This is a genomic window from Rummeliibacillus sp. TYF005 (assembly GCF_003844195.1).
Lineage (GTDB): Bacteria > Bacillota > Bacilli > Bacillales_A > Planococcaceae > Rummeliibacillus.
In genome coordinates this window covers 1-21,692 of sequence record NZ_ML122545.1, presented here as the reverse complement: position 1 = coordinate 21,692, position 21,692 = coordinate 1, and the positions used below count along the sequence as shown (strand labels likewise).

Below are 21,692 nucleotides of genomic sequence, written 5' to 3'. Positions count from 1 at the left end.
TTTTTTCTGTTTATTGTACCGTTTCTTCTTCCGCACCTTGTGAAACTTGTACTTCTCCACATACAGATTTCTCTAATAACTCTGCAATGTCATATGTTCCTATTTGTTCTTCTACTTCTTTCGCTTTTGTTCCATCTGATAACATTGTTAAGCAATAAGGGCATCCTGAAGATATGATTGTAGGATTTACTGCTAATGCTTGCTCTGTACGAGCTACATTAATACGGTTTCCTACATGTTCTTCCATCCACATTAACCCCCCGCCAGCTCCACAGCACATTGCAGTATCACGATTACGTTCCATCTCAACTAGTTTAACTCCTGGAATTGATTTTAAAATCTCACGAGGAGCATCGTAGACATCATTGTATCTTCCTAAGTAACAAGAATCATGGAATGTAATGGTCTCATTTACTTCATACTGAGGTTTTAAACGTCCTTGTTGAACTAGATCATACAATAATTCTGTATGGTGATATACTTCTCCACTCCATCCAAAGTCACTATACTCATTTTTGAAAATATTATATGCATGTGGATCAATCGTTACAATTTTTGTTACGCCAGCTTTTTCAAACTCTTTAATATTTGCCTCTGCAAGTTCTTGGAATAAAAACTCGTTTCCTAAACGGCGAGGCGTATCACCAGAGTTCTTTTCTTTATTGCCTAAAATCGCAAATTTCACACCTGCCTCGTTCAACAAATGTGCAAATGCTAGCGCAATTTTTTGTGAACGATTATCAAAAGATCCCATAGAGCCAACCCAGAAGAGGTATTCAATTTCCTCACCTGCTTTTGAAGCTTCTTTTACAGTTGGAATTCGCACATCTGGTCGTGCATCTCTCCAATTTTCCTTTTCTTTACGATTAATCCCCCAAGGATTTCCTTGACGTTCGATGTTTGTCATTGCACGTTGCGCATCTGGATTTACACGTCCTTCTGTCATTGTTAAATAACGACGAAGATCAATAATTTTCTCTACATGCTCATTCATCACAGGACATTGGTCTTCACAGTTACGACAAGTAGTACAAGCCCAAATCTCTTCTTCTGTAATAACATCTCCAATTAGTGAAGGACTATAAACATCTTCAATAATTGCCCCTTCTGCCCCTGCAGCAAGTGCTAATTTGTTTCCTTGTGTGTTTTTAAAGAACATTTTCGGTACCCAAGGCTGTTGATGTGTTTGTACAGCCCCAGTAAACGTTAAATGATCTCGAAGTTTTGTCATTAAATCCATTGGTGATAACATTTTGCCTGTTCCACTCGCAGGACACATATTCGTACAACGACCACACTCTACGCACGCATAGAGATCAATTAGTTGAAGTTGTGTGAAATCTTCAATCTTACCAACGCCAAAGGATGGTACTTCTTCGGATTCTTCATCTTCGCTTTCTAATGTTTCAAAATCGATTGGTGTCAGTTTTCCAACTGATGATAGACGATTAAAGTAAACGTTTACAGGGCCAGCGATTAAGTGTGCATGCTTAGATTGTGGAACATATACTAGGAACGTTAAAAGAATCAGTAGATGAATCCACCACATGATAAAGAATACTGTTATAGCAGCAACAGGCGGTAAGAAACCAAATGCTGTGCCAATTATAGATGCAACAGGTTCTGACCAAGTTGCTTCTTCACCATGCCAAATCATTCCCATACCATTGCCTACAAGTACAGAAACCATTAAACCTCCGATAAAGATAAGAACAAGCCCAGACTTCAAGCCACGTTTTAGGCGTACAAGTTTTTCAATATACCGTCGATAAAATGCCCATACTACAGCAACCAAAATTACTAATGTTACAATTTCCTGGAAGAATGTAAAGTAAGGATACAATGGTCCAAGCGGTAGATGTGACCCCGGTTTTAGACCTTTCCAGATAAAATCAATCGCGCCAAACTGAACTAATATAAATCCATAAAAGAACATTACATGGATGGCACCACTCTTTTTATCCTTCAATAACTTCTTTTGTCCAAAAACATACACCCAAATTTTCTGTAACCTTGCTTTGACATCATTATCAAACTCAACTTTTTTCCCCATCTTGATAAATTGATAACGTGTCTTCACTAAATACGTGAATAATCCTAATGCATAAGCTACTACAGCTAAAAATAAAATCCAATTAATAATTAATAGTACGTTCATTTCTTTCCCCCCTCTTAGCTGCTTCTTTCCCTTTGTTTTGATCATTGGTATTTTCTTAGAAAATACTTTTGTTGCTATCATTGTAAAATATGAATGAGCATTCAGTCAATCTGTTTTCTAATAAAAACATAATATTTTCTCTAAAAACATTAATATTTCTGTTTAGAAAACAATATTAAAAGTTGCTTTAAAATTCTATTAATTTAATATATTCAACTGATATATTATTATAACCATTTTAAATATATTTCTTGGTAAAATTTTTAAAATTGCTTTTGAGTTTAAAAATGTACATTCATACAAACACACTTAATGTTGAGTAACTGCATAAATACACGTATCAGTTACATGTTTTCCATCTGCTGATAAATCTTCATTCTTTAAAATACCTTCTAATGTAAAATGGAGTCTTTCAGGAATTGCACGACTTTTTATATTTTCACTTTCACAACGAATTTCAATACGTTTAAAACGTAAAGTATGTATCCCTAATTTAGTAATAGCATCAACAGCTTCTGTCATATAACCATTTCCAACATATTTGCTATTTGCCCAATATCCAATTTCACATTTAGGAATATCCCAATCGATAGACTGAAGGCTTGTTACCCCAACAAATTCTCCTGTTTCTTTAGTAAATATGAGAAAACGAAAACTCTCATTTTTTAAAAATTTATCATGAGCGCTTTCTAAATTAAGTTCTGTTTCTTCTTGCAAAGGAAGTGTTTGGACAAATGGTAACCACGGTTTCAATTCTTGAATGGATTCTCTGATTGCTAAATTCATTACTTTTCCGTCATTGCGTTGTGGAATTCTTAATAATAATCGATCTGTATAAATATGTGTTGGTACTTCTGATAAAATTTTTGTCATATATCACAACACCTTCCTACCTTTTCCTAATATTATTCTAGAGAGATTTAACAAATTCCTTTTTAATCGTGATTTTCCCTTTCTATTTCCTTTCTACTAAAACAGGTGTTAATTTATTTTTAATACACTCAATTTTAGCACCATAAATATTTAGGTATCTCCTTACAGCTAAGTATAGCTGTCATCTAACTATCCATTTGACTTTTAGATTCACGATGTTTTAAGAAGGTGATGTACAAAAAGCATAAGATGTTTTGTTCTATATCCGAAATACTATAAATTTTATCCGGTACTAATCTGTTGATTTCCGTTACTGGCGGACGCTTTCCGCGGGCGAGCGGTGAGCCTCCTCACTTCGTTCCGGGGTCTCACCTGTCTCGCTTTCCCGCAGGAGTCGCCGCCATCCACTCCAATCAACATACAGATTCATAAATATAAATAAATGGGCCAAGAAAGATGGTGTCAATTTTATACTTTTTAAGAGAAAGCAAAGTAATTCAATAGTAGAAATAACTCCAGTAACATCAGGTGTTTAAAATGGAATTTTAACTACGAAAATTGATTTATACACAAAAACTGGGACGGAAAAATTTTAGCTAATGAAAAATCCGAACTATAATGTGGAATTTTAAATTTCACATTGTCCGGACTATTGTTTTTTATTATACAAGTTATCAAATGATTTCTATTGTTTTTAGTAATTCTCCAAATAGATTTTGGGCTTGTTGAATTTTTTCTTTGTATATTCCAATTAGAATAACTGTTGAAGGGCCTGCAGATGCTTGCATATCCCAATCGCATTTAAATGATCTATCTCCAAGTAAAACTCTGATTTCTTTTGCAATACCTTTTGACCCTACTGGCCAAATACGTTCAATCAATTTCTGTTGCATGGCTCTATAAATCATTGTTAGATTAGCTATCTTTTCTGGTTCTGCTACAACTTGATCTCCAACCAAAGGTTTACCATACGTAAACCATTGAAGATCTGTTGCAGAAGGGAGTTCTTTAACGAAATTTCCTATTATCGTTATTCCAATGCATGATTGTAATGTTTTTATATTGGTCTCTGTGCTCCCAGTAATTTTTGGGGTTTCTATTCCGATTTCATCAAATAACCTTTGTATGCCTGCTACATATCGATTCCAAGCTTCTTCTCCACTAAAATTATGTAAAATGATTGCTTCTGGTTCAGCGCCGGCTGCCCATTGTTCGAGTAATGTGACACGCCCAGAAAAATAACTTGTCATATCATCTGGGACGTTCACTACATCTTGTTCCTTTTGACCAATTGCACCTGAATTATCAGTTGTTACGATCAAACCCTTCGATAAGGATAGTGCATTTCTCATTATTCATGTGCCTCTCCTGTTAGTGTTAATATCTTTAATTTCATACTGCACACCTAGTCCTTTTCCTTTTTTCTACCACCGTTTCTGAATACTTTTGCACTGCGAATATATTCAATATCTGATACATTTAAACGTGCATTTACAACACGAGCTGCAGCAAATAAATAATCCGATAAACGATTTAAATAACGTTGGACTACTGTTGGGACATCCCCTTCTTCTGCGTTTTTCAATAATGTGACTGTTTGGCGTTCTGCTCTTCTTGCAATGGTACGAGCAATATGCAATGTTGCAGCAGCGGGTGATCCTCCAGGTAAGATAAACTTCTCAAGTAAAGGTGGTTCATCCATTAATAGATCAATTCGTTTTTCCATTGCTTCAATTGGCTCATCTGTCATTTTATAATGGCGGTCTTTCATGACATTTGCTAAATCGCCACCACAATCAAATAACTCATTTTGAATATTTTCTAAGTCTTGTAAGATGTCTTTGAATATTTCTTTATCTAATTCTGTCACAGCTTTACCTATAAATGAGTTAAGTTCGTCGATTGTGCCATAGGCTTCTACTCGGAAGTCGTCTTTGTCTACTCTGCCGCCAATAATACTTGTTTTCCCTTTGTCACCTGTACGTGTGTATAAATTCATCTTTCTTCCTTCTTTCCTTTTATATTTGGTTACACTTTATCTATAATTACTTTTCAATATAAATCTACTTTTCCCTTTTCTCATTAATAGGAATTTACTTTATCTCTTCAGCTATCCCATACCAAATTCTTGTGACGTGGTCACTTATAGCAAATAATTGTTGATATAATCTTCCAAGAGTGTCCCTTAATTGTCGGTCTTGTTGTTCGATTGGTACGATACCTCTTCCCATTTCTGTTGCAATGATAATCACCTGATGTTGCTTTTCTAATAACTGTAGCTGTTCAACAATTTTAATTGCTAGTGTTACTTCATCCTCCTCAAGAAATGGTTTAATCACTTCCTCAAGTTTGGATACTACTACCGTGTGGCTAGTTGGGGTTTTCGGAAGTTGCCCTACATACCATTCGACATCTTCAATCCCTCGTTCCTTTAACCAACGTCTTACATATTCATGCTTTCCGTTATAGGCACCACCGATAAAAGTGTGCATCGTTTCCCCTCCTTAAACGCTTCTGACGTATCCCATTGAAGCTTGAATAATTCATCATGTGATACATGCCAATCCCAAAAGTCACTAGGTTCAGGAGACAATCGAACAAGTAATGCCCGAATCGTACCACCATGTAAAATAAGAGGATACTCACGAAGGTTTTTTGGTAATCTTCTAAAAGCATCTATACAACGATTGGTCACTTCTATTAAAGTTTCACCAGCTGGAGGTGCTATATGATTAGGATTGTCAATCCACTTTCGATACAGAGGACATTCTTTTAAGTCATCATACGTTTTCCCTTCAAACTCGCCAAAGTTACTTTCTCTAAACCCAATATCTCCGTAATATGTAGCATTAGGAAAATAGCTTTTTGCCGTTTGCTCACAGCGCTTCAAATCACTTCCAAAAGCCACTTTACACTTCTTATTTACAACAGGTAAATTTTGATTTGGTAAAATGTCTTCATCTGTCCAGCCCAAATAACGATGCTCAATATTGCTTTTTGTTCTTGCATGACGCATTAAGTAAATAGTAATAGAGCAATCCATAATACTCCCTCCATACCTTCGATAAATGCACCTAGCAAATCGCCAGAGCTCCCACGGAAATTACGAATTGTCCACCATTTATAAAAGAATGCAGTAACAATTACTATTAGAAGTAAGATAATTAACTGCCATTGACCACTTAACCAGAACAAAAACGTAGTCCCAATAATCGTCGAAATGATTGTACTTATTAGCCAATATTTAAGATTCAGATGTTGTTTAAAGAAAAACCCTAACCCTTTTTCCTTTGAACTTTTGGTCTGAATAAAATACACAGACATCCCTAGACGAGAATAGAATGGTACGGCTATTAACCAGATCCAATTAAAATCTTGTTGTCCTACTAATTCTGAAAGGAAAAAGATTTTTGTTAACACTAAAAAAACTAAAGACATTGCACCAAAAGCACCTATACGTGGATCGTCCAATATCTCTATACGCTTATCTATATCACGATATGAAAAATAAGCGTCACCCATATCTACAAAGCCATCTAAGTGTAATCCCCCTGTCCAAATCACATAGCCAAACACAAGGAGAAAACCTGTAAGTATTGAGCTTAAATCGGTATATGTTTGGAGCAAGTAAAATATAGCTGTCATCACAGCACCCATAATCGCTCCAAGCCATGGTAAAAAGGAGAACATGGCAGTAATTGTTTTCTTTGTTAATGGTAATTCTTTATTAATCGGTACTACTGTAAAAAACTGAAATGCTAGTAGTATCCCATTTAAGACCGTTTTCATCGCAACATCCTCCTCTACTTCCATCTATGTGCATAGCCGTATTCCATCTCAATCGCGGTTGTTGCCTGCTGTACAAACCATTGATGAAGTTGTCCTAAATATTTTTGATATAACTTAACTTCAGTAAATTTAGATATAGGCTCATCTAATACTTCGTTAGAAACAATTACAAGAGGAATTTGCATTGCGCGTAATGTAAGAATGGTCTTTTTCATTTCAGCGATTCGTTCAGTAAGTTTTAAAGGCTGTTGCCAATTACAAATACCTGTTTCAAATCCTTCATAAAATTCGTTCGTCAGCCATGTTGTAACACAATCCCAAAGTACAACATCTCCTTTTTGGATCATTAAAAGAAGTTGCTGTAAATTTGTTGGTTGTTCCACTGTAACCCAATTTTGTTTTTGCTTTTTTCGATCTAGCTTATGTCGAGCTATCCGTTTTTTCATCTCATCATCAAATGCGACTCCAGTAGCTACGTAAATGAGTCTTTGTGCTTGATATGCTTTAGCTAATGATTGTAGTTGCTGCTCTGCAAAAGCACTTTTGCCACTTCTCACACCACCAGTGATGAAAATTAGTTCCGTTTCAGCCATAAAGTCATCTCCTTTTGCAATGACTTCATAGATTTTTCATCTTTCATCCCTACTCGAAACCATTCGCCATTCATTCCCTTAAAGTTTTCTGTATGTCGAAGTACCATACCTTTCTCTAACATCGCATGGAAAAATGCTTTGGATTGTTGCGGTTTGGGTAATTGAAAACAGATATAATTCGTAATACTTTTCGTTGTCTTGCACCCAGATTGATGCAAGAATGCCGTAAAAAGTTCCCTACATTTTTGTGCGTATTGAATAGACTGATTTCGAAATTCAGTTTCTTCTAAACAAGATGCACCAATCTCAGCGGCCAACCCATTAATATGCCAGTGTGAAGCTTTTCTTTGTAATGTTTGAATCATTTCGGGTGCTGCAATCATATATCCTAATCGAACACCAGCTATTGCATACATCTTCGTCATCGACCTGACAATCATAATATGTGGATGTTCATTTATATAAGGAATCATTGACGCTTCTTCGCCAATCCAATCGATAAAGGCTTCATCCAACACAATATGACAATTGGCCTTTTCCCCCTCATCAATCAGTAGTTGCAGCTCTTCTCTCGGTGGCAACACACCTGTAGGATTGTTGGGTGTACAAAGATATAAAATATCAGCTTGTTGCATGTCTTTAATAATTTGAACAATCGGTAACTTCCAAGTTGTTATGTCATCGACCTCGATATGAACCATTTCAACATGATTAGCTGCCAAAGTTGCTTCATATTCAGAAAATGTTGGATGAATAATGATAGCCCTTTTGCGTTGAAATATGGTTGCCAATAATGAGAATATCTCTGCAGCTCCGTTTCCCAATAACACTTGTTCCTCATCAACATTATGAAACTTTGCTATAGCAGCCAAAAAAGGTTGTCCTTGTGGATCTGGATAACGTGAAATTAGTGGAAATAAGTCATCCCACTTTTCTCGAATGAAAGATGGTGGTCCAGCAGGATTTACATTTTCACTAAAATCAATCATTTCCATAGGTTTTTTTATGGATAATTGTTCATATAAACGATGTGGATTAGCGCCATGATTAGGTAATGACAATATAAATTCCTCCTATTACTACACCTATTAGCCAAAACCAAGTTGTCACTGTGTGCATTTGTTCAATTGCTAGTTTAATATGTTTTGGTGCAAGTTCTGTTTCTGGTTCTCCCATTTTTGCTCGTTCAGAAATAATTCCTTTATAACGATTTGTTCCGCCTAGTTGAATACCAAGTTGATAGGCTGTTGCTGCTTCTAAAAATCCACTATTAGGACTTGGATGTTGTTTAGCATCTCTTAACCATCCTTTAAGACGATATGAAAATGAATGCAAAGACTCTTTTTTTGTCCCGATTAACATAAGAAATCCAGTTATTCTGCTCGGTATGTAATTAAAAACATCATCTGTATGTGCAGCAACATATCCGAAATCTCCATATTCTTCATTCTTATAAGCAACCATTGAGTCAAGTGTATTGACAGCCTTGTACATCCAGGCTCCTGTTGCACCAAATAGGAATGCCCAGAATAACGGAGCTGTAACGCCATCGCTTGTATTTTCAGATACCGTTTCTACTACACCCCTCGTCACTTCTGGTACAGATAACTTTTCAGTGTCTCGACCGACAATCCATGAAAGCTTTACGCGTGCTTCTTTTAAGTCTCCTCCAACGAGTGGCGTATAAACGTCCATCGCAGCTTGTTGGAGACTCTTTTGTGCTAGAGCTACGGCAATCATTATGCCTTCCACTAATATGCCGAAGATCGTTCCCACCGTATAAGCAGCAATAACAATGGCGTAGCTTACAACAGTTGATATTCCAACAACTATCATAACAAGAAGTAATCCTTTTAACTTTCGAAATTTGCCCTTATTCAAGTGAATAGTAAGCCATTGAATTAGATTACCTATCCATCTTACAGGATGCGGCATTTTGGGCGGATCACCGATAAAACGATCTAGTACTACCCCAAGCGTACAGGCGATTAAATGTGCCAGCATCTTACAACACCCCTTTTGCACGTTTATAGTCTTGTAGTGCAATGCGAGTTGTTTCAAATACCCCACGGCCAATTAGTTTACCTATCCCTGTAATAGTTCCTGCATATTCAAAAAAGGGACCGTTTTGTGTAGCAGCAATAAGAACACTATCTGTAGATGTGCCGGTTGCAGTTGTATTAGATATATTATCTTGAATATTCTCTACTGCTAATGCCTTTACTTTCGCTTCTGTTGCAGTAATCATTGCTTGCATAAAGGACTCATCTGTTAAAGTGCCATTGACGAACACCCATGTATTAATCGTCCCAACATGAGTTGTTTCAACACGTTTATAAGCTTGTGAAACATCTACTGCGTTCCCTACACCTGCTGTAACCGCTACTACAATACTGCCTACTTGAGACGAATACTCCCTGATTACGACGTGTTTTGATGCAACTGCAGTCATCATGGCTACTGTATTAGATGGTGAAAAGCCGTGTTTTTCAAGATACTGTTTTAGTTCTTCATGCGCATTCTCACACATATAATTCTTATCAACTGAACGATTGATAAATGATTGAAACCATCCAAAACCTGCGTTATGAACAGCTGAAGAAATTGTTTTTAACGGAAACATTGTTTGTAACTCCACAAATTCATCTTTAACCTTTATTTGCTTTGATGTGATGGTCATTGATGCTTGCCCTTCTTCTTGAAAATCAGGGATTAACGTTACCTGTGGCTTCGGCATCACAGGGTGTGGATAGCTTGAAACTTTTGTATGGTAGACCTCCATCACATGCTTCTCTTTTAACACTTCATGTGGTTCACCAATAGAGCTAATTTGTCCATTTTCGAGTAAAATCAATTGATCACAATATAGTGAAGCTAAATTCATATCATGAAAAATCGAAATCACCGTTAAATCATGATACACAACCTCATGTCGAATCATATCCATCAGTTTCCGTTGATGTTCGATATCTAAATGATTAGTTGGTTCATCTAATAGTAGTAAATCGGCTTGCTGCGCTAAAGCTTGTGCAACAAACGCCCTTTGTTGCTCCCCACCGGAAAGAAAATCCAATTGTTGATCTGTGTATTGTGTAATCCCTGTTTGATCCATTGCAGTAGCAACTGCCTCTTCATCATCTTTTGACCATGTTTGAAACCAACTATTTTGATGAGGATAACGGCCAATTGATACAGTCTCACGAACTGAATGTGAGAAGGCATGTGCATGTAACTGAGGTAAAACAGCCATTTTGCGTGCTAATTCTTTCGTTGAATAGTCTTTACGATTCTTTCCATCAATCAGAACTGAACCACTTGTTTCAGCAAGTATTCCACTAATTACTTTTATAAGTGTAGATTTCCCGCTTCCATTAGGGCCTAAAATGCCAACAAATTGCCCTTTTTCTACTTTAAATGAAATATCCTTTATAATAGGTTTTTTAGGATCATATCCACCACTAAGTTGTTTTACATTAAGCATTCCTATGCTCCCTTCGTTCTACGTTGACGGAAGAAAATATAAGCAAAAACCGGCGCGCCAATAAAGGATGTTATAACACCGATAGGTAATTCTGTTGGTGCAATGATTATACGGGCGACCAAGTCACATACAATCAGTAATGATGCTCCATTGATAAAAGATAATGGTAATAGATGACGATGATCTGCACCAAATAGTAATCTAGTCATATGTGGGACAACTAGTCCGATAAAGCCAATCGTTCCTGAAACCGCGACCGCCGAACCAGTTAACATTGAACCCCCAAGTAGAAGCATAAGTTTACTTCTTTTCACATTAACACCTAAATACTTTGCCCTTTCTTCTCCAAACAACATAGCATTTAGCTCACGGCGATTAAACCATAACATCAATGCCCCTATAAGGATGAATGGCCATACCATCTTCACATAAGGCCACCCACGCATCGATACGCTTCCCATCAACCAGCTAATTATTTGTCGAAGTTCTTCTCCTGTTAGCGCAATCATTAATGATATAACAGCGCTTAAAAATGAACTCATGATTATTCCTGTTAAAATAAGTGTTTCCATCTTCATCGTACGATCAACTAATTTAGCAAATCCAATCACTGCAAATAGAGATAGCATTGCTCCTACCATGCTAAATGTAGGTAAAGTGAATATCCCTAAAATAGGGGCTGAAATATTGAAAAAAAGCGTCATCACTGCACCTACTGAGGCACCTGATGACACTCCTAACGTATATGGATCAGCAAGTGGATTTTTTAATAAGCCTTGAAAAGCAGCACCTGCAATTGCTAATGCTGCTCCAACAAGTCCAGCCAATAAAACACGTGGCATACGAATATTCCATAAAATATTTGTTGCCATTTCATCAGCTTCTGTATCCCATAACGTACTTAGTGGTACCTTTACAGAACCTACAGATATACCGAGCCATATACTCAGTAACAAGATGAATATGGCTACAATATACCCCACTACTATTTTCCTCATTTGAATACCTCTGGATAAACTGCTTTTGCTATTTCTTCTAGACCATCAGCAAGGCGAGGGCCTGTCCGAGCTGTTAAATCTTGATTCACTTGTACAACTGCGTCATTTTTGACTGCTGTAATACTATTAAATCCTTGACGTTTTTTTACTTTTTCTACGATATTCGGAACATCTTCCATTACAATCATTGTATCTGGATTACGTTTAACAATTTGCTCTGAATCGATTTTAAACCAACCTGATTGATCATCTACAACATTTTTGATATTTGCTAGGTCTAAGATTTCTTGCATAAATGTATCCTTACCTGCTGTATAAATTTCCGGTTCATCTGAAGTTTCTACAAAAACAGAACGTTGTTTCACATTTGCTACTTTATCTTGAACTTCTTGTACTTTTGCTTTCATATCTTCAACAATTTGATCTGCTTTTTGCCCTTTGTCTGTAATTTGGCCAATTTGTTCGATCGTGTTATATGTTTCTTCAAAGTTTGTTGCATTTTTTACTACAAAAACAGTAATTCCTGCATCTTTTAGTTGTTGTAATCCTGCCTCTACTGATTTGGCATTGGATTCATGCGCAAACACTACATCTGGTTTTAAACTTAGTATTTTCTCAATATCATATTCCATGCCGCCCACTTTTTCCTTTTTAGTAGCAGCTTCTGGATAGTTATCGTTATCAGTTACACCTACAATTTTGTCGTCTAAACCTAGCGCAAATAATATTTCTGTATTACTAGGGACTAAAGAAACTATCTTTTTAGGGGCTTCTTTAAATTCCACATTGTTACCGAGTGCATCTTTTACCATCATTGGATATGTAGACGTATTTTTTGTTGTTTGCGTAGAATTTGTTTTGTCACTAGATGATTTTTGCGAATCTCCTTGTCCACATCCTACAAGTAAAGCAAATACCATTGTGAGCATTATTGCTAATTGCCATATTCTTTTCATTGATCGAAGTGCCTCCTTCAGCAAAATAAAAAGCCTCTCTATTTTTTCGAGAGGCATCATGAATCCAGTAAATATTAAATATACTGGCACCCATCCTATCCTCGTAGTTAAACTGGTGTCTTTAAATACGGCAGGTATCCTGGCTTGTGTTCAACGCTTCTCGTGCCTTCCCGAAAATTTTTCAGTGGCAATTATACGAGTTACTCACACTTACAGTGGCGGGACCGCATCGGATTTTCACCGATTTCCCTTTTCACTTAACATTTTACCGAATGTTAAGAACCGTACTTTTTTAACTATTGAATTGTCTATCATTATACCGAATATTTTGTTTTTATGGAAGGTACCTTAAAATAATTAAAGTTTTACGGAATAGTTTTGACCTATTGAGTGGGGGTATAATTCTTATGAGTTGTGCTAATTGGTGCCTGAGTTGTGCTAAACAGGGCGCGAGTTTCCTAACTTTATACTCTCGGTAATTTTATACTTGAAGCTATGTATCTCTTATTTTTTCTTTCGATTGAGTAATTTTAGTCGATGGAGCTTACATGTCCCCTAATTCTTTCCTACGTAAAAAAGCTAAGCAAAATAAAAGGACATCGCATATTTTCACACAAAATATACGATGCCCTTGCTTATTTTTTGAGATTCGGGCCTTCCAGCGCTTGTCGGGAGCCCACAGGATATGGGTCAGATAGCCGTTGCGACACGATGTTGCGCTTTTAGGCTATCTTCCTCTTAGCGAGCGCGTTCAGCAATTAAATTATCCAGCTTCTGCGGCTAGTCCCTCGAGTCACAACGCTTTCTCGGTCGAAAACTGAAATGACGTTTTCGATTCGAAAGCTTTTGTGATTTTCGGGTCTGAGCAAGCCGCCTCAGCATTTAATTTTATCCAGCTTCTCGCGCCAGCCCCTCGAGGTCGCTTCAGTCCCTCGGTCAAAAGCTGAAAACATGCTTTTGATTCGGGCCTTCCAGCGCTTGTCGGGGCTAAACGGACGCGTTCAGCATTTAACTTTATCCGGCTTCGGGCGCTAGCTGCTCGAGTCGCTTCGGTCTCTCGGTCGAAAGCTGAAAACACGCTTTCGATTCGAGCCCTCCAGCGCTTGTCGCAGCTGAACGAGCGCCCTCAGCACTTAATATTACATTTTTTCTGGTGCTGATACGCCTATTAGTTTTAGTGCGTTTGCTAATGTTGTACGTACTGCTGTGATTAATGCGATACGTGCTTCAGAGCGTTCTTTGTTTTCTTCATCTAAAACTTTTTCTGCATTATAGAAACTGTGGAATGTTGCAGCAAGTTCTTGGATGTAGTTAGCGATACGGTGTGGCGCACGTACACGAGCAGCATCCGCTACGACTTGTGGGAAGTCTCCAACTTTTTTCAATACTTCAATGTCTTTTTCAGATGATAATGTATCAAGATGTTCAGTTGAAGCTGCAAAGCCTTTTTCTGATGCTTGACGTAAGATTGAGCAAATACGTGCATGTGCATATTGTGCATAGTACACTGGGTTTTCGTTTGATTGTTTTACAGCTAAGTCTAAATCAAAGTCTAAATGAGTATCGCCTGCACGCATTGCAAAGTTATAACGAACAGCATCTAAACCTACTTCTTCTACAAGTTCGCGAAGAGTTACTGCGTTACCAGTACGTTTAGACATTTTAACTTTTTCACCATCACGTAGAAGGTTTACCATTTGAATTACTTCTACTTCTAATGTATCACGATCATAACCAAGTGCTTCGATAGCCGCTTTCATACGTGGAATGTAACCGTGGTGGTCAGCTCCCCAAATGTTGATAAGCTTATCGAAACCACGACGTAATTTATCTTCGTGATATGCGATATCAGGAGTTAAATATGTGTAAGAACCATCAGTTTTGATCAATACGCGGTCTTTGTCATCACCAAATGTAGTAGAACGGAACCATGTTGCGCCGTCTTGTTCAAATACATGACCGTTTTCTTTTAGTTTTTGTAATGCAGTTTGAACTTTTCCTTCTTTGTATAAAGAAGTTTCAGAGAACCAAACATCAAAATCTACACGGAAGTCTTTTAAGTCTTTTTGAAGTTTACCGAATTCATGTTTCAATCCATGTTCACGGAAGAATTCAAAACGTTCTTCATCAGATTTTTCTAATACGTCTTTACCGTATTCAGCAGAAAGTTCTTTTGCAATGATAATGATATCTTTACCATGGTAGCCATCTTCAGGCATATCAAAATCTAAACCTAGCGCTTCACGATAACGCGCTTCTAGAGATTTTGCTAATTTTGTGATTTGGTTACCTGCATCATTAATGTAATATTCACGTGATACATTGAATCCTGCGAAATCTAAAACATTACATAAAGAATCACCAACAGAAGCACCACGAGCGTGACCTAAGTGAAGGTCACCAGTTGGGTTAGCAGAGACGAATTCTACTTGAACTTTTTCACCTTTACCGGCATCTGTACGTCCATAGTTAGAACCTTGTTCAAGAACTGTTGTCACTACTTCAGCTAAGTAATCTTTGCGTAAAATAATATTCATAAAACCAGGTCCTGCAATATCAATTTTTTCAATATTTGTGCCTTCAGTTTCAAGATTTTCTAAAATCGTTTCAGCAATTGCACGAGGTGGTTTTTTTGCTAATTTTGTTAGCTGCATAGCGATATTAGTTGCGTAGTCGCCGTTTTCTTTGTTTCTTGGTGTTTCTAAATGAATGTTCAAAGCAGTTGTATCTTCTACAAGATTTGCTTTTTGGATTGCTGCAACAAGTGCTTCTTTAATAGATTGTTGAACTTGTTCTACTGCGTTCATTTGTTTCCCTCCGTATAGTTCAGTTCTAAACAATAGTCTCCGACAGATTGTTCACCGATTATTAGTTCATATTGCAAATAAAATCGACCGTTTTGAATAGTTTCGGACGGTTCAAATTTCATTTCTTTCGTTTTTGTTACAATAGGCAATTGACCATATTCACTATTATAATGACCTCTTCTTACTTGTCCAAGTACAAATGGCATTCGCATTTTCACATCACCATTGCGCATGATAATGGCATCTTCTTGGCCAAATCTAAGAGTCGTATTCATACGTTGATCTTCTTGTATTTCCTCGTATTGCAAATAGATTTGATCATTCTTTTGCATAATTTCCCCTTCAGACCACAGTTCAAATTTCTCAGTTTCTGTGCCTGGTTGGGTAATCGTTGTTATGATTTTTAATTTTACGGGTGCTGTCAATACATCTGACATTTTAAGACGCCTCCGTTTTCCGTTTAATATAACCTTCTTATTATAGGATAGGAATATACCTATTTTCAAGATACAACATGAATATAGAATATTTTTCTGATAATAAGATTGAAACGAACTCATCCGTTCACCCCAAATACTATTCTAGTAGACAACCGTTACATGGACCCTCTTCTCTCAAATATTGATATGGATGCAAACTTCTAATTTTTCGACAAAATTAGTGTTTTTCCTTCGTTTAGTTTATCTAAAGACTTCACATACTAGATTCATCAATGTGAAAGGAAGCGATTAGATGAACCGAGCTGAACATCAACGGCAACGGAAAAGAAAACAACGTCTAAAGAAAATCGTCATTTGGGTTATCGTATGTGGCTCAGCAGTTGCATCTGCCCTGTTATCACTTCGAATATATGCACAAATTACAGGTGCGCCTTCCTTGACGGTTCCAAAAGCAACTGTTTTCTTAGATGCAGATGGAGCACAATTAGGAGATAAATTTGCACAACAGCGTCGATATTGGGTAGATCTAGATGAGATTTCTCCTTTTGTAACGAAGGCGCTTATTGCCACGGAGGACCAAGACTTTTATAGCCATAACGGATTTGACTATACACGAATTGCCGGTGCCTTATTTAAGGATATAAAGGCAATGAAAAAAGTCGAGGGTGCTAGCACAATTACACAACAATATGCTAGAAACTTATATCTATCACATGATAAAACATGGTTAAGAAAAATAAATGAAGCATTATATGCCTATCGCTTAGAAACTTTTTATAGTAAAGATCAAATATTAGAAGGCTATTTAAATACCGTATATTTTGGTCACGGAATGTATGGTGTAGAGGCTGCAAGTAGATATTATTTTGCAAAATCAGCAAAAGATCTAACTCTTCCAGAGGCTGCATCGTTAATAGCAATTCCAAAAGGTCCAAGTATCTATTCGCCTCTTGCAAATGAAGAAAAAAATCATGATAGACAGCAACTTATTCTAGCACTTATGCAGAAACAAAATATAATTACTAAAGAGGCTAAAGAACGAGCACAACAAACAAGACTCTCCTTCAAATATGATGAATGGGATAGTGGAAAAACAAGCGCACCGTACTTTATCGATACAGTATGGGCAGAAGCACAGAAAATATTAGAAAAGAATGGACGTAGTATTGAAGAGGGAGGATGGACAATTCAAACAACGTTAAATACTTCCCATCAAAAAGCTGCAGAAGAAGCAATTGAAAAGAATTTACCTAATTCAGGTTTACAAGTTGGCTTTATTAGTATGGATCCAAAGACTGGATACATTACAGCATTAGTCGGTGGTAGTCAGTATGCAAAAAGTCCATTTAACCGTGTGACCCAAGCTAAGAGACAACCAGGCTCAGCCATTAAACCATTCTTATATGCAACTGCATTAGAGGATAATTTTTCGCCTTTAACATTTATGGATGCAGAAAAAACAATTTTCACTTATGATGGTGGACGTTCTGAATATGAACCTAAAAATGTGAATGGAAAGTATGCTAACCATCCACTATCATTGGCACAAGCACTTGCGATATCCGATAATATATATGCTGTAAAAACATATGAAGAAATCGGTTATCGTAAATTCAAACAAATGTTAGATCGTTTTGGTATAGGTGAAACTTTACAAAATACACCTTCTGTAGCATTAGGTACAACTGAAGTAACACTAAAAAATATAACATCAGCTTATAATACGATTGCTGCAGGTGGTGTTAAGAGAACACCTATTTCAGTACTCTCTATAAAAGATTCAGATGGAAAAGTTCTTTACAAAGTGAAAAAACAAAGAGGATCTAAGAGAGTATTGAAGAAAGACGATAATTTTATCTTGACTCAACTAATGACAGGTATGTTCGACCCAGTATTTAATGATTATGCACCGGCAACAGGTATTAGCATTAGAAACAAACAAACACGCCCGTATGCAGCAAAATCAGGTACCACTCTCACCGATCAAATGATGATAGGATTCTCCCCTACATTAACTGCTGGTGTTTGGAATGGTTACGATCAAGGAAAGCAAATGACAAGTGAAGCGGATAGCCGTGCGACTAAACAAATTTGGATAGACTTTATGGAAAGTGCTCACAAAGATTTACCTAGTGAACCGTTCATAGCACCTAATGGAGTAGAAGCAGCTATCGTTGATGTTGAAACTGGTGGTATAGCAACAAAAAGCTGTAGCAGACAACGTCTTGTTTATGTAAAGAAAAAGGATGTACCCAAGAAAAAATGTACAGATCCTTCTATTGTAAAAGATTTGACAAGAGAAACAGACGATTCGTGGAGCCTTTTCCCTTTTTCTCTTTTTGAATAATATATTTTAAACTGACTCGCATTGTTTTTAAGGTTTGTTAAACCTAAAACAATGCGAGTTTTTTTATGCACTAAAAAACTTTCATTCCAATGAAGTCCGTTATCCATTGGAATGAAAGCCTCTTCGCTTACTAAAGTATAAGAATTATTAAGCATTAAGCTTGGTCCATACAAAATGCCAAATAATACTCATTTAAAAGTCAATAAGCATTTGTCCTAGCTTACTTTACTTTTGTAAGCTTTACCTTCAGTTTATCGTCTTTCCATGTCAGTTTCAACTATGTTTCTGAAAACACTTAGGAAATGTCACAGATTTTTCAATTTTTGGTTTCCTAAAATCCTAAATCAGTGTGTAATTGAGTATCACTGTTTTCCCACATTTCTTTATTGAAATTCTTCAAGAATTCCCCTAAAACGTGTTTTGATGAATCATCCATATGTTCTACAATGATATGTCTTTTCATCGATTTGTCCATTTTATTGACATGGTCTGCAAGAATTTTATAACCACGGCGTTTTTCACGATTAACAACCATTTCACATGCTGTTACACCTGCATAATATGCGCCTTCTGGTTTTTGCTCAATTGTCACCCAAACTAACCAATATGGTTTTCCGCCCTCTGAATCAGCTCGATCAGTGGTGAATTTTATGCCCTTTTCTACTGCACTTCGAGCATGCATGGCCCCAATATCAACTTCAGCCGTTTTTTCTTCAATATCAATAATAACAGGTGATACATTTTCAAGTGATAGAGTTCCAATACCAAACCCTTTGTGACCGTCAGTCGGATTGTTTTTTATAATGGTAAATTCCATTTTTTTTGGTTTTTCTTCATTTGTCATACGCTAAATCCCTCCGTTCTGTTATTATAACGAATATACACTATATTTTACATGAGGAGGACTTAGAATGCCTGTAGTAACGATTAAAATGATTGAAGGACGTACTGACGAACAAAAACACAATCTAGTCGAAAAAGTGACCGGTGCTATTTCAGAAACGGTTAATGCCCCTAAAGAAAATATTACAATTATTATTGAAGAAATGAAAAAAGAACATTATGCAATCGGTGGCGTTCGTAAAAGCGAACAGTAATATAAAAAAGTGTATTCGGTAGAAAAGTCGAATACACTTTTTGTGATTTAATATTAGTTCACTTTAAATGTTGAGAGCATGTCAATTAGTTCGAAGGCGTCCTTTATTTCTTGTTCTGTAAAATTCAGTTTTCCCTTTACAACATGGACTTTCTCGATTTGCTCTTCTCTTGATAATTCTCCAAAGTATAATAGTGTTGATACCAATTCCAAAAATCTCGCACTTTTACTATTCAAAATATGAACAACTTCGTTTAAATTTTGTTGTTCTTCACATAAAGCTTTTGAAAAATCTATCCCCTTATCTGTTACTTCATAACAATATTGAACATAGGATCCCTTGTCTTCCATTTGTTCAGTTAAAAAGCCCATTGTACATAGTTCCTCAACACGTAATGTAAGTTCTTCTGAATACGGTCCATAAATATGGAAATGATATTTTTCATGGAATGGAAATTGCATCTTCTTAGCTATATAAACCATCTTCTGTAACTTTTTGCGACCAGTGACTTGTCCTGCTAATGACACGAATTGTACGACTTTAGCATGTTCTTCTAGCACGATTTTCTCCTTTCGAGAAGGCTTATCCTCTCAACACATTTAGTATTTGTTTTCGTAATGTTTTTTGTTTCCCGTTTTGCAATAATGCATCTTCAGGAAAATACAGTTTGTGATCTGATCTACGTTTACCTGATATAGCATCTACTATTTGAGAACAACGTGATAATTCTTTTATCTCTCCATTTGGCATTAATAATTGAATCGGTACACGTTCCTCTTCTTCACCAGGGCGATAGAAATCATATGGTAAGTCAGAAATAGAATCATGTACTAAGTAATATTTTGGGTTAATCCCTACTTGGATAAACAAGTCCTCTAAATCTCTTAGTTTTTGATACTCATTTGCCGGATCAAATTCGATATATTTGAATAACTTTCTATTAATAAAGCGGCGACTCAAATCACTTAATATAGGATCCTTTTCTTTTGTCCACATTTGAAAATACGTTAACAATATACTTTCATCTAAAGATATATAATCTTCCAACTCTATCTGGTTATTGAAAAACGCGATAAATGGCGTAGGTTCTTGTAAAAATTGATAGTTTTCTTTACTTAACTCTTTTGCGCGATGCAAGATTTTCGTTAAAATAACTTCAGCACTTCTGGAAACAGGGTGGAAATAGACTTGCCAATACATTTGATAGCGACTCATAATATAGTCTTCTACTGCATGCATACCACTAGATTTAATCACTACTTGGTCTTCTTGAGGCCTCATAACGCGAAGTATTCTTTCCATATCGAAGTGCCCATAACTAACACCTGTAAAATACGCATCTCTTTGTAAGTAATCCATGCGATCTGCATCGATTTGGCTTGAAATCATACTAACCACTTGTTTGTTTACATACGTTTTAGCTATAACATCCGAAACTTTCTGAGGAAAGTCTGGTGCCACGCGAGTTAATACTTCGTTTACTTCTGTGTCACCTTTGATAATAGCTCTAGTAAATGCTTCATGGTCTAAGTCAAAAACATGTTCAAATGCATGCGAAAATGGGCCGTGACCCAAATCGTGCAATAAAGCTGCACAAAGTACAACGAGGCGTTCGCCTTCATCCCATTCTGGTCTACCCTTGAACACATCATCGACCATCCGACGTACAATTTCATAAACTCCTAAAGAGTGGCTAAAGCGGCTATGCTCTGCACCGTGAAACACCAAATACGTCGTTCCTAGCTGTTTAATACGGCGTAACCGTTGGAACTCCCTAGTACCGATTAAATCCCAAATCACTTGATCTCGTACATGTATATAGCGATGCACCGGGTCTTTGAATACTTTCTCTTCAGCTAACTTTTTTGTCGCATAACTCAATTTAAGCACCTCCACTAACCCTGTTTTAAAGTTCTTGCATACCTTTTATATTTCAACATTATAAACGAAAAAACCACCTTATTAAAAGGTGGAAAAAGTCGTATAAAAGAAAAATTTATGATACTTTTTCTGTGAAAATATATAATCCCTGCGGTATGTGAATATTCTTGATTAGTTATGGTAATCCTTTAATTGACCTAAAAAAGCCAATAAGAAAGCAGAGCTACCTGTTGTGAGGTAACTTTGTATAAATCTTTTTGGTTTTGGTTACA

20 protein-coding genes and 1 riboswitch are annotated in these 21,692 nt (G+C 36.6%); of the genes, 2 read left to right on the top strand and 18 right to left on the bottom strand.

Translation table 11 applies throughout. The features are described from left to right. Positions 1-10 precede the first annotated feature (10 nt). From CW357_RS04875 to CW357_RS04805, 15 genes are all read right to left on the bottom strand, one after another. Positions 11-2,158: a (Fe-S)-binding protein gene (locus CW357_RS04875; protein ID WP_124217481.1), complete on the bottom strand. Its 2,148-nt coding sequence runs from the start codon at positions 2,156-2,158 to the stop codon at positions 11-13. A 309-nt stretch (positions 2,159-2,467) separates the two neighbouring features. Further along, positions 2,468-3,031: a GNAT family N-acetyltransferase gene (locus CW357_RS04870; protein ID WP_124217480.1), complete on the bottom strand. Its 564-nt coding sequence runs from the start codon at positions 3,029-3,031 to the stop codon at positions 2,468-2,470. Positions 3,032-3,705: 674 nt separating this feature from the next. Next, positions 3,706-4,383 (bottom strand): alpha-ribazole-5-phosphate synthase, encoded by a 678-nt coding sequence (locus CW357_RS04865; protein WP_124217479.1) that lies wholly within the window; start codon positions 4,381-4,383, stop codon positions 3,706-3,708. Positions 4,384-4,436: 53 nt separating this feature from the next. After that, the gene (locus tag CW357_RS04860) at positions 4,437-5,030 is read right to left on the bottom strand and encodes a cob(I)yrinic acid a,c-diamide adenosyltransferase (protein WP_124217478.1); all 594 of its coding nucleotides are present in this window, start codon (positions 5,028-5,030) and stop codon (positions 4,437-4,439) included. A gap of 94 nt (positions 5,031-5,124) precedes the next feature. Continuing rightward, positions 5,125-5,523, bottom strand: a complete 399-nt coding sequence (locus CW357_RS04855; protein WP_119414142.1) for a bifunctional adenosylcobinamide kinase/adenosylcobinamide-phosphate guanylyltransferase — start codon at positions 5,521-5,523, stop codon at positions 5,125-5,127. Then, positions 5,475-6,074: a histidine phosphatase family protein gene (locus tag CW357_RS04850; protein ID WP_119414067.1), complete on the bottom strand. Its 600-nt coding sequence runs from the start codon at positions 6,072-6,074 to the stop codon at positions 5,475-5,477. The genes CW357_RS04855 and CW357_RS04850 overlap by 49 nt, the downstream gene beginning before the upstream one ends. Continuing rightward, positions 6,047-6,820, bottom strand: coding sequence for an adenosylcobinamide-GDP ribazoletransferase (gene cobS / locus CW357_RS04845; protein WP_119414066.1), 774 nt, complete (start codon positions 6,818-6,820; stop codon positions 6,047-6,049). The genes CW357_RS04850 and cobS overlap by 28 nt, the downstream gene beginning before the upstream one ends. A 14-nt stretch (positions 6,821-6,834) precedes the next feature. Beyond that, on the bottom strand, positions 6,835-7,413 hold the full coding sequence (locus tag CW357_RS04840; protein ID WP_119414065.1) for a bifunctional adenosylcobinamide kinase/adenosylcobinamide-phosphate guanylyltransferase: 579 nt from the start codon (positions 7,411-7,413) through the stop codon (positions 6,835-6,837). Next, positions 7,395-8,474 carry a pyridoxal phosphate-dependent aminotransferase gene (locus CW357_RS04835; protein WP_124217477.1) on the bottom strand — a complete coding sequence of 360 codons (1,080 nt, stop codon included), beginning with the start codon at positions 8,472-8,474 and terminating at the stop codon, positions 7,395-7,397. Before CW357_RS04835 ends, CW357_RS04840 begins: the two co-directional genes overlap by 19 nt. Beyond that, entirely contained in the window at positions 8,461-9,417 is a 957-nt protein-coding gene (gene cbiB / locus CW357_RS04830; RefSeq protein WP_119414058.1) for an adenosylcobinamide-phosphate synthase CbiB, read from the bottom strand. The genes CW357_RS04835 and cbiB overlap by 14 nt, the downstream gene beginning before the upstream one ends. A gap of 1 nt (position 9,418) precedes the next feature. Further along, positions 9,419-10,894 (bottom strand): adenosylcobinamide amidohydrolase, encoded by a 1,476-nt coding sequence (locus tag CW357_RS04825; protein WP_119414057.1) that lies wholly within the window; start codon positions 10,892-10,894, stop codon positions 9,419-9,421. 2 nt (positions 10,895-10,896) lie between these two features. Beyond that, positions 10,897-11,892, bottom strand: coding sequence for a FecCD family ABC transporter permease (locus CW357_RS04820; protein WP_119414056.1), 996 nt, complete (start codon positions 11,890-11,892; stop codon positions 10,897-10,899). Beyond that, on the bottom strand, positions 11,889-12,848 hold the full coding sequence (locus CW357_RS04815) for an ABC transporter substrate-binding protein (RefSeq protein WP_119414055.1): 960 nt from the start codon (positions 12,846-12,848) through the stop codon (positions 11,889-11,891). Before CW357_RS04815 ends, CW357_RS04820 begins: the two co-directional genes overlap by 4 nt. Positions 12,849-12,959: 111 nt before the next feature. Continuing rightward, positions 12,960-13,150, bottom strand: a riboswitch (cobalamin riboswitch). 837 nt (positions 13,151-13,987) lie between these two features. Further along, a complete protein-coding gene (argS, locus tag CW357_RS04810) occupies positions 13,988-15,655 on the bottom strand; it encodes an arginine--tRNA ligase (protein ID WP_119414052.1) in 1,668 nt (555 codons plus the stop codon). Next, entirely contained in the window at positions 15,652-16,092 is a 441-nt protein-coding gene (locus CW357_RS04805; protein WP_119414051.1) for a YwiB family protein, read from the bottom strand. The genes argS and CW357_RS04805 overlap by 4 nt, the downstream gene beginning before the upstream one ends. Positions 16,093-16,387: 295 nt before the next feature. Here CW357_RS04805 and CW357_RS04800 point away from each other — a divergent pair, with 295 nt between their 5' ends. Further along, complete coding sequence (locus tag CW357_RS04800) at positions 16,388-18,442, top strand: transglycosylase domain-containing protein (protein WP_119414050.1); 2,055 nt, start codon at positions 16,388-16,390, stop codon at positions 18,440-18,442. Between the two features lie 331 nt (positions 18,443-18,773). On the opposite strand, the gene CW357_RS04795 is transcribed toward CW357_RS04800, so the two are convergent. Beyond that, positions 18,774-19,286 carry a YwhD family protein gene (locus CW357_RS04795; protein WP_119414049.1) on the bottom strand — a complete coding sequence of 171 codons (513 nt, stop codon included), beginning with the start codon at positions 19,284-19,286 and terminating at the stop codon, positions 18,774-18,776. Positions 19,287-19,353: 67 nt separating this feature from the next. On the opposite strand from CW357_RS04795, the gene CW357_RS04790 reads away from it, so the two are divergent. Continuing rightward, positions 19,354-19,539, top strand: coding sequence for a 2-hydroxymuconate tautomerase (locus CW357_RS04790; protein ID WP_124217475.1), 186 nt, complete (start codon positions 19,354-19,356; stop codon positions 19,537-19,539). Between the two features lie 53 nt (positions 19,540-19,592). Here the strand turns inward: CW357_RS04790 and CW357_RS04785 are convergent, their stop codons facing one another. Next, a complete protein-coding gene (locus CW357_RS04785) occupies positions 19,593-20,099 on the bottom strand; it encodes a YwgA family protein (protein ID WP_119414047.1) in 507 nt (168 codons plus the stop codon). Positions 20,100-20,121: 22 nt separating this feature from the next. Next, positions 20,122-21,420, bottom strand: a complete 1,299-nt coding sequence (locus CW357_RS04780) for an HD domain-containing protein (RefSeq protein WP_124217474.1) — start codon at positions 21,418-21,420, stop codon at positions 20,122-20,124. Positions 21,421-21,692 lie beyond the last annotated feature (272 nt).